The sequence below is a fragment of the Mesorhizobium sp. dw_380 genome (genome assembly GCF_018588885.1).
Classification (GTDB): domain Bacteria; phylum Pseudomonadota; class Alphaproteobacteria; order Rhizobiales; family Rhizobiaceae; genus Mesorhizobium.
On the sequence record NZ_JAFFIW010000080.1, the window covers coordinates 1 to 8,452 of the forward strand.

The 8,452-nt window shown below is 59.2% G+C and carries 9 protein-coding genes and 1 pseudogene; 2 read left to right on the forward strand and 8 right to left on the reverse strand.

Annotated features, from left to right (window positions below):
• Nucleotides 1-408 precede the first annotated feature (408 nt).
• Both JT360_RS32375 and JT360_RS32380 read right to left on the reverse strand, forming a co-directional pair.
• Entirely contained in the window at nt 409-921 is a 513-nt protein-coding gene (locus JT360_RS32375; protein WP_214477387.1) for a YciE/YciF ferroxidase family protein, read from the reverse strand.
• Nucleotides 922-1,078: 157 nt separating this feature from the next.
• On the reverse strand, nt 1,079-2,389 hold the full coding sequence (locus tag JT360_RS32380) for an Nramp family divalent metal transporter (protein WP_214477389.1): 1,311 nt from the start codon (nt 2,387-2,389) through the stop codon (nt 1,079-1,081).
• A gap of 358 nt (nt 2,390-2,747) precedes the next feature.
• On the opposite strand from JT360_RS32380, the pseudogene JT360_RS32385 reads away from it, so the two are divergent.
• A pseudogene (locus tag JT360_RS32385) lies at nt 2,748-2,977 on the forward strand (transposase); the annotation flags it as partial.
• 416 nt (nt 2,978-3,393) lie between these two features.
• Here the strand turns inward: JT360_RS32385 and JT360_RS34300 are convergent.
• From JT360_RS34300 to JT360_RS32405, 5 genes are all read right to left on the reverse strand, one after another.
• Complete coding sequence (locus JT360_RS34300; protein ID WP_502845503.1) at nt 3,394-3,582, reverse strand: DUF6894 family protein; 189 nt, start codon at nt 3,580-3,582, stop codon at nt 3,394-3,396.
• A gap of 186 nt (nt 3,583-3,768) precedes the next feature.
• Complete coding sequence (locus tag JT360_RS34305) at nt 3,769-3,939, reverse strand: hypothetical protein (RefSeq protein WP_502845504.1); 171 nt, start codon at nt 3,937-3,939, stop codon at nt 3,769-3,771.
• Nucleotides 3,932-4,168 carry a DUF6894 family protein gene (locus tag JT360_RS32395; RefSeq protein WP_214477392.1) on the reverse strand — a complete coding sequence of 79 codons (237 nt, stop codon included), beginning with the start codon at nt 4,166-4,168 and terminating at the stop codon, nt 3,932-3,934. The genes JT360_RS34305 and JT360_RS32395 overlap by 8 nt, the downstream gene beginning before the upstream one ends.
• 1,165 nt (nt 4,169-5,333) lie before the next feature.
• Complete coding sequence (locus JT360_RS32400) at nt 5,334-5,825, reverse strand: hypothetical protein (RefSeq protein ID WP_214477394.1); 492 nt, start codon at nt 5,823-5,825, stop codon at nt 5,334-5,336.
• A 53-nt stretch (nt 5,826-5,878) separates the two neighbouring features.
• Nucleotides 5,879-6,100, reverse strand: coding sequence for a DUF768 domain-containing protein (locus JT360_RS32405; RefSeq protein WP_214477397.1), 222 nt, complete (start codon nt 6,098-6,100; stop codon nt 5,879-5,881).
• 241 nt (nt 6,101-6,341) lie between these two features.
• Between JT360_RS32405 and JT360_RS32410 the strand changes: the two genes are divergently transcribed.
• Nucleotides 6,342-6,707, forward strand: coding sequence for a PRC-barrel domain-containing protein (locus tag JT360_RS32410; RefSeq protein ID WP_214477399.1), 366 nt, complete (start codon nt 6,342-6,344; stop codon nt 6,705-6,707).
• 245 nt (nt 6,708-6,952) lie between these two features.
• On the opposite strand, the gene JT360_RS32415 is transcribed toward JT360_RS32410, so the two are convergent.
• Nucleotides 6,953-8,173 (reverse strand): ATP-dependent DNA ligase, encoded by a 1,221-nt coding sequence (locus JT360_RS32415; protein WP_250889231.1) that lies wholly within the window; start codon nt 8,171-8,173, stop codon nt 6,953-6,955.
• Between the last annotated feature and the right edge of the window lie 279 nt (nt 8,174-8,452).

Genomic DNA, 8,452 nt, shown 5'->3' on the forward strand with positions numbered 1-8,452 from the left:
CGGCGGCATGCCGGCTGGGCAATGCGGCCGAGAGGCTGCCTGTTCGAACGTCCACGGGACTTCCTCCTCGAGAGTTCCCCCAATGGCCAAAACTTAGCACCGCGGCCGGGCTGCCGCATTTAACTTTGATGTATGTGGGCGCCGAGGCGGAGTGCGGCAAACCGGGTTCAACCTTTTCCGTTGGCAGCCTTGGAAGGACCCGGGCAAATGCAGCCTGTCAGGCCGGTTGTTCCATCTGAAAGGCGCGCCGGCGTGACCAGCTCATCGCTCCACCTACTCAAGGGGTAACTGTCCTCTGCTGTCCGGCCGAGCCTGCGCCCTTGAAAAAAGCGCGGGCTTAACGCTACGGGGACGTCACTCGCGCCGGGGCTCGGGTGCTCAGACGAGCCTGCCGTCCGCTACTCGCCGCTAGGCCGCCTCCGCCGCCACGTTGACGGCGGATTCGGCAAGCTTGGTCAGCGCCGTGTCCGTTTCCTTCTCTTCCGTCAGCGTCTTGTCGAGGAGGTTGACGGCTTCGGTGAGACCGAGTTCCTGCGCCCAGGTCTTGAGCGTGCCATAGCGCGAAATCTCGTAGTGCTCGACGGCTTGAGCCGCCGCCAGCAGGCCGGCATCGAGCGAGGGCGAGCCCTTGTACTCGTCCATGATCTCGGCGCCTTCCTCGACAATGCCCATGATGGCGGCGCAGGTCTTGCCTACAGGCTTCTTGTCGATCACCTCGAACACCTCCTCGAGGCGCGCGACATGTTCCTCCGTCTGGGTGCGATGCTTTTCGAAAGCTGCCCTCAGCGCATCGTCCTGTGCCGCCTTGGCCATCTTGGGCAGCGTGGCGAGAATCTTCTTCTCAGCGAAATAGATGTCTTTCAGCGTGTGGTGGAAAAGTTCGTTGAGGCTCTTGTTCGAGGCCGCTTTCGTCGTCGCCATAACTGCATCTCCTGAGTGGTTGGATCAGCACCAACAGAGAGAGCCGCTACTTGTTCCGGAAAGAATTTTTGCGAGGGCCAGCCGAAAACACTCAATTGTTATTGACTAGGCAATGAAAAGGGCACCGCCCCGGCGCTAAGACGACGGCGCGGTCCTTTTACCAAAACCACTGTGCGGCGAGGCCGAGCGACGAGGCCGCCATTATCAATGTCGATAGCCAGCCGAGGCTGCGCAGCCAGCCTTGGACCGGAAATTCCCCCATGATGTCCTTGCGCGAAGCCATCAGCATCATAACGGTCATCACTGGCACCGCGAAGATGCCGTTGATCACGGCGCTCCAGTAAAGCGCTTCGATCGGGTCGATCGGGGTAAGCGTGATGCCGGTCCCCAGGGCGGCCGCAGCGGCAAGTGTCGAGTAAAATGCGGCTGCCTGCTTCGGCTTTCGCTGTAGCCCGACCGGCCAGCGCATCGCTTCGCCGACGGCGAAAGCCGCCGAACCCGCCAGCACCGGCACTGCCAGAAGCCCGGTGCCGATGATCCCCGCCGAGAAGATGATGAATGCGAACTTTCCGGCCACGGGTTCCAGTGCCTTTGCCGCGTCGGTGGACGAAGCGATCTCCGTCACGCCCGCTTTGTGAAGCGTCGCGGCGGTGGTGAGGATGATCGCCAGAGCGATCAAATTCGAAAAAGCCATCCCAACCAGTGTGTCGGCGCGTATGCGCTGGAAAGCCCCGGCAGCTTGCCAAGGAGCCCAGCGCAGCGGCCTGGCGGTTGGCTTGAGCTCCTCCTCTTCAACCTCCTGCGAGGCCTGCCAGAAGAACAGATAGGGCGAGATGGTCGTGCCAAGGATTGCGAGCAGCGTGGTTAAGAAAGCGCCGCTCCATTCAATGTGAGGAATGAACAGTCCTTTCGCCGCATCGGCCCAGGGCACATTCGCCGCGAACATGGCAATGACGTAGGCAAACAGGCTCAAAGTGGTCCATTTGAGCACTTTCACGTAACGGGTGTAGTCTAGGAAGACGATCGCGCCGATGCAGATGATTGCGAACGCGATGACATAGAGGGGGCTCGGCCCGCCAATGAGCAGTTTCAACGCATCCGCCATGGCGCTGAGATCGGCTCCGATGTTGATCACGTTGGCGACGAACAGAAACATGACGACAAGATAAAGCAGCGGGGCCGGATAGTGCCGGCTGAGATTGCCGGAGATGCCCTTGCCCGTGGTGCGGCCGATGCGAGCGGCGATCTCCTGAATCGCCGCCATCAGCGGGACGGTGAACAGCATGACCCAGCCGACATTCAAACCGAGTTGCGCACCCGCCTGGCTGTAAGTACCGATGCCGGACGGGTCGTCGTCGGAAGCGCCGGTGATGAAGCCAGGCCCAATCGTGCGAAGGAATCGTTGGAAAGGGCCCTTTGTCAGCGTGTTGCTTTGTCCCTGCTCGATCTGCGAACCGACTTCGGTCATCGCCCGCTGTTCCCTATCCGCTCGCTGAAGAAAGCCACGGCTGTCGAGGCGTGGCCGACAATCGGTGCGAGTTCGACGGCAGTATGGGGAAGGCTGTCCCGCATTAAATGAGCAATTGCTAATGAGTGCATGGGATAATGGGGAAAAATGAGATCGGTTCCACGGTAACCATCACCTTGGCACGGGGGATGGCGCCCCTCATCCACATTTGTTTATGTTTAGCCGGCCCGAGTTCGAGCCAGCTGAACCCAGAAGTCATCCTGGCGCGCGCGAGCGATGATCGCGCCCTGTCCGACGAGGTGCTGGATCAGACGCGTCTCTGGCTGGAGGCAAACACCACAGATCGAAGCGCGGCACCTTCTCGCAGACGCGCGACGTTGCGGCTACTTCGGGCTGACCTCGCGGCGCTGGCAGTCGGGCTCCTCGATCGACGTTCAGGGGCGTATCCCGAAGGCTGGCGATGCGGACGTGCGGCGCGCGCTCTACGAAGCGGCGTGGGGTTTGATGACGCGCTTCAAGGGCAGGGTCAATAGCTGGGGCCGGGAGATCGCCAAGCGCTCCTGCCACCGCAAGGTCTGTGCCGCCCTGTGACGATGCTCCGTTAGACCGATGGAAAGTGCGCCACGACGGTTCGAGCGCTGCACCAATGCAGCCGAAACACCCCGTCGCAGAGCGCGGAAGATTGCACGGCACATCGGAACTCGACGCCCAAAAACGGGATCGTAGCGCAGAGAATAGAGGCGTATAGTATCGCGTAAAAAGAAAGGACCGCCGATGTCAGAAAGACAATGAAAGCACAACCGACGGCAGGATAAAAGCGCGCACATTGTGCTGCGGTTTGGCGGTCGTTTTTCAATAACTTAGAAGGTGATTTTGCAATGTGTGGATGTTTACTGCACATTGCGAGAATCACGATTTCTCCACGGTTTCCGCGACTTAATGCAGTGTGCGGCGGCTCGGCCGGCAGTTGGGTAGAAGTGTCTCAGTTTGAAATTTGGAGCCGCCTATGCCCGCGTCTTGACCTCGAGTGTTAGGCTGACATGCAATCGCGGCTTGTGGCCGTCACGGAGCTCGATCGAAAGAATGCGGTGGTCTGGCCACTCGATACCTCTGGCTGGTTCAGCCAATATTCTGATGGCTTCGAACCTAGCTGCTTCGATGTCTGCCACCTCTGTTCCCTCTGGGTCGGGCATCAGCTGTTGGTTGTCGTGGGTAGTCGAAGTAGTGAATCGTCATGGGGCGAAACGCCGGGCGCTGCTCACGGGTTGCGGTACGAATGCAACCAAATCTGGAGGGCTGGGTGGTGCCTAGTAGTCGCTGATGATCCAATCCACCAAGCCAGCTTCGATCCGCTCGACCCGGTAAATGGCGACGGTCAGCTAAGGCTGAGTAGCGCCGGTCCTGGCGGCAAGCCGATCCAGCAGCTTTCTGGATTGAGCGATTACGCGCCGCGTCTCTTCGATCATGTTGTCAGCATCATCGATCGCCTGTTGCTGGCGTTGGTGCGCGGCCATAATGAATAGCTCTAGGGCACCCGTGTCCTCATTCATCGGAAGGCTCGCGCACCCGCTCCAACGTGACCTTCACAGTGAATAGCGGCTTGCTGGTATGGTCGCGGACACGGATGGCGACTTCTCTGAAAGTGCCGTCCGGCATGGCTATTTCGAGCAGCGCCATAGCCGCCTCGTCTTCGACGTCTTCCAGTGTCGGCAGGTCGGTGCCTTCAGTGTCGGGGTAGAATTCGCCGTTGTCGGTTAGATCGAAGAAGAAGCGGGCCATGTGGCCCTAATCCCGAACCTCGAAAAAGGTTCATTCTGCGACGCTTTAGCGCCTACAGCCGCGTGAACTTGTCGAGATGCAGCCGTATCCGCTGGTCTTCCGCAAAGGCCATCGCAAACGATTCCAGATCGAATGAGCAAATTCAGCATTCGCGCTTCTCGAACGAGTGACGACCAATTACCGCTACCCAAGAAGCTGATCAGCTCGCAAGCCTGAGCTTCAGTAATGCCTGTTTCTTTGACAAGGCGTTGAACTGCCGGGCCGTCCATCGCTCGTGGCTTGTTCCGGTGAACTCCCGCTCCAGCACGGCCACGGCCTCGCCTTTCTGGGCTGTTCAGTCCTTACTTCCTCGTGATCCAATCCAACAAGCCAGCCTCGATCTGCTCGCACCCCGTATATTCGAGTACCAGGCTCTTAGCCAGATCGCGCCATTGGGATTCGGGCACCTTCATTTCCCAGACCAAATCGCGAAATACGGCGCGGAGGATGTCGGCATCGAACGCGGAGACGCGCGGGGGGGCGGTTCTACATCTTCCAAAGTCTGTGCGATGTCATCGCGCCGGCGTTGGCGAAGGCGTCCCAGCAGTTCGCGTGACGCTTGGATAGCCTTTCGCGATTGATCCATGTTCCGGCGAAACGCGGCGCTTCCGGCTATAGAATGCTGCCGAAGAAGGAAGCTGGATTCGATGACCAGTCGGGCGATATCTTTATGCGCTTGGACCATCGCAGCCTCCCCGGAAGCCAATGGTTAACGCTCAGTTATAAGTCCAAGGGGTTGGGCCCTTCAATATCAAATGTTTGTACGTTTATTACCAAAGGCTGGTCGGTGAATTGTCCCCGTGCCGGCGGCGCTCTAGCTCACCTTGGCGGCAATCCCCTCCCTATTGCCGCAGTGGTCGGCACGGTCAGGCAATGCTCTTCACCCCGGCGATCGCGCCGACCATTATAGGAGCCGGTTTGTCAACGATCGATCACATCCGCGGCGGTGCGCTTCGATTCAGCATTCGCGCTTCTCGAACGAGTGACGACCAATTACCGCTGCCCAAAAAGCTGATAAGCTCGCAAGCCTGCGCTTCAGTAATGCCTGTTTCTTTGGCAAGGCGTTGAGCTGCCGGGCCGTCCATCACTCGTGGCTTGTCAGATTCATCAACCAAAGGGGGTTCCTTTAGTTGAAGCTAACACACCACAGAGTTCCTGACATGCGAAATCGACGCGCTTTTGGTTCACATTCGATCACACGCCTTTCGCCTGCGCGTATGATGACGGTTTGACGGCGTGTCGGCCAGATGTCCAGTGAACTCACTTCCAGCGCGGCCACCGCTTCACCCTCAGTCGGTTCCCTGCCGCTTTGCCCGCCATGCTTGCGCCAGCGGTTGTCATGAGTGGAGATCGACCAGGACCAGGTGCCGGCGCTCGGACCATTCTGCTCACCAAGCAGGCGGCCGACACTATCGCAGCCGAGGAAGGTGGGTGCGAAATCATGTGGAGCGGTTTGGCGGCTAATGATAGTCCTGCCCCAATCGAGCCACACCCGCGCGCCGCGTCCCGAACGAACCTTGCAGCCTCGGTATGGTGGCGAAAACCCGATCGGCTCGCCGTCCTGCAGGACCTCATAGCCGTCGGCCCCCTCGCGGACCTTCAATCGATCAGCCGGCATGATCCCTTTCCCGCAGTTTGCTGTACGGACGAGAGATAATAGCGCGAGGCAGATCAGTCCACCAAGCCCGCCTCATGGTGCACGATGGATGTGAAGATCGCTTCGTAGACGCTGCCAGTGTCTTCCTCGAGTTCGTTGCTGCTGATCCCGGCTGCCTTCGCATCGGCGAAAGCCTTCTGCGTCAACTCGGCTACCGAGAGCACATCTGACCGAGCCCTTTCGGGCACATTGTTTGAAATCCGTGTGTGGAGGAAGTTGGTGCCGCGTGTGCTCATGAGGCCAGAAGCTGCTGTCGGACTTTAGGTTCCGCTGTTCTAACTTGACTTGAATGTCGGGAGGGAGCTTTCTGCCCGTTTCAAGGGGGACGCGATGAGACCAGCCTGCACCTAAATCGCGTCAACATGAAGGTAACTTTCATCCTGGCGGAATGATCGACCGACACCGCAAAAAGTCGGGAACTTTCGCCCGTGCCTCTCATTGTCGAAGCAGAGTTCGACGACAATGAGGAGCAACACCATGACAACTCAGACAGGGCACACCCAGGCCATTGCCGCTTCGCGAGTCATCGGCACAACGGTCTACAACACCGCAGGCGACAGCATCGGCAGCATCGAGGACGTCATGCTCGATAAGACATCGAATGGCATCATGTTTGCTGTGATCGGGTTTGGCGGCTTTCTTGGCATTGCCGAGAAGTATCATGCCATTCCTTGGGCAAGTCTCGACTATGATGAGGACAAGGGTGGTTATGTCGTACCCTTCTCCAAGGAGCAGCTGAAGGCAGCGCCTGCCCATTCGATCAACGAACTGACCGGCGCCGACGGTGAGGCAGCGCGTGACGAGTCGTACAGGTATTACAAGGTCACGCCTTACTGGCACTGATCTAATATTCAAAAAAGGACCCCGTTTCGACCGGGTCCTTTTTTGATTCAGCGTGATGCTACTCGCTGACCTGCAAGGCCGGCAAAGGCGCGCTGGCCTGTGGCGGCTGCTGACTGTCGCATGACGTCAGGAACGCCGCCGCGATTTATTGCGCGGCATATCCACTTGATGACTTAGGGACCGCCACAGGGAAGCTAATAGACGAATTGAAGTCGCGAGCTCAGTAACGCCCAGCGCGCTTCCATCTAGTCTTCCACCAACCCCTGCACCGATGCATGCCGCAGCTTTGGCTCGCCGCGAAGGGTCTTTACGCGCGCCCTGATGCCGGGCTTCACCCATTCAACGTCGGTATCGATGACTGCCTTCGGTATTCCCGCCGGCTGCTCGGCCCGGTCACGCTCGATGCGCTGCCATAGCCGTTCCTTGATGGCGCGGCTCGTGGCAATCACGGCCCGGCCGACATATTTCCCATCCTTCGCGAAAAGTCCCTCGGTCTGCTTGCCTCGCTCGCGCTTGACCCCGATCAGGTCGAAATCGGCGACGTCCCAGCATTTCACCTTCACCCAGGAATCGGTCTTGCCGGCGCGATAGGGGCTGTTGCGCCGCTTCGAGACGATCCCCTCGAGTCCCATCTTGTCGACGGCCGCGAAGAACTCGGCGCCGTTGCCCTCCACGTGCGGGCTATACTGGATGATGCCGTCGGCTGGTTTCACCAAATCCCACAGGATAGCCTTGCGCTCGATCGCCGGCAGGCCGCGCAGATCCCGGCCGTCGAGGTGGAGGATATCGAAGGTGACGAAGGCGAGCAGCTCGGCGTTCCACGCCATGCGCGAGTGCATCTGGTGGAAGTTCGGCCGGCCGTCGGGCTCCGGTGCGATCATCTCGCCATCGATGCTGAAAGACTTTGCCGGCAGTTTCTCGCCCGCGTCGACGACAGGCCAGTAGCGCTTCGACCAATCGATGCCGGTCCTGGTTAAGGCGCGCACTCCCGCCCAATCCCGGATCAGCTGGGTGCGGAAGCCATCGAATTTGATCTCGTGAAGCCAGTCGTCGCTGACTGGCGGCTCGAGCACCAGGATCGGTTCCTGCGGCTTGATGAACTTCAATCGCGGCTGGGCGTTGCGCATGCACACAAACTCCAGACGCGACTCAAGGCGCGCAGGCGGGTTTGGTTGCATTTTAGACAAATTGAATATGGGAATGGTTGATGAAGATCGACGTAGACGAATGCCGGATGGCATTGAGCATGATCCGCAGGACAAAACTTCGGGTAGCTCGACCGGAGGGAGAAAATTGAAGGCCGGATGAGGCATGCGGGTAGGAGGAAAGCATTGTTCGTAGTGACCCGCGGCAAGAACAGGTTCAGCGTTACGCAAGCCACCACCATCGCGATCCGGCAGAATCGCCCTGTGCGAGAAGCCGGCCATGGTCAAGCCGCTGACCGGGGAAAGCAAGAACCAAGTCATGCCCTCCTCTAACGGGGAGCCCACGACACGGCAATCCTGCGCTTCCCATAGCGCCATATGATTAGCGCAGGTGTCTGGCCCGCGGCTGAACCGTCCACGCCAGAGGCTCTGGTCAATCAATGCGATGAAACATGGAGCTGACGCGGTAGCCGGAACATCGGAACTTCTGGCGCATTGCTACTGACACGGTTGCGGCTCATTGCCCACGGTCTCAAAAATGCGACGCGCGATCACAGATGCATGGGGCTTGGCGCGAGAAAGCGTCGTTGGCTTTGTCAG

Coding starts and splice junctions, on each gene's coding strand:
- JT360_RS34305 (WP_502845504.1), bottom strand. CDS start 3,939: ATGAATGAGGACACGGGTGCCCTAGAGCTATTCATTATGGCCGCGCAC.
- JT360_RS32400 (WP_214477394.1), bottom strand. CDS start 5,825: ATGCCGGCTGATCGATTGAAGGTCCGCGAGGGGGCCGACGGCTATGAG.
- JT360_RS32405 (WP_214477397.1), bottom strand. CDS start 6,100: ATGAGCACACGCGGCACCAACTTCCTCCACACACGGATTTCAAACAAT.
- JT360_RS32395 (WP_214477392.1), bottom strand. CDS start 4,168: ATGGCCCGCTTCTTCTTCGATCTAACCGACAACGGCGAATTCTACCCC.
- JT360_RS32410 (WP_214477399.1), top strand. CDS start 6,342: ATGACAACTCAGACAGGGCACACCCAGGCCATTGCCGCTTCGCGAGTC.
- JT360_RS32380 (WP_214477389.1), bottom strand. CDS start 2,389: ATGACCGAAGTCGGTTCGCAGATCGAGCAGGGACAAAGCAACACGCTG.
- JT360_RS34300 (WP_502845503.1), bottom strand. CDS start 3,582: ATGCCCGACCCAGAGGGAACAGAGGTGGCAGACATCGAAGCAGCTAGG.
- JT360_RS32375 (WP_214477387.1), bottom strand. CDS start 921: ATGGCGACGACGAAAGCGGCCTCGAACAAGAGCCTCAACGAACTTTTC.
- JT360_RS32415 (WP_250889231.1), bottom strand. CDS start 8,173: ATGACTTGGTTCTTGCTTTCCCCGGTCAGCGGCTTGACCATGGCCGGC.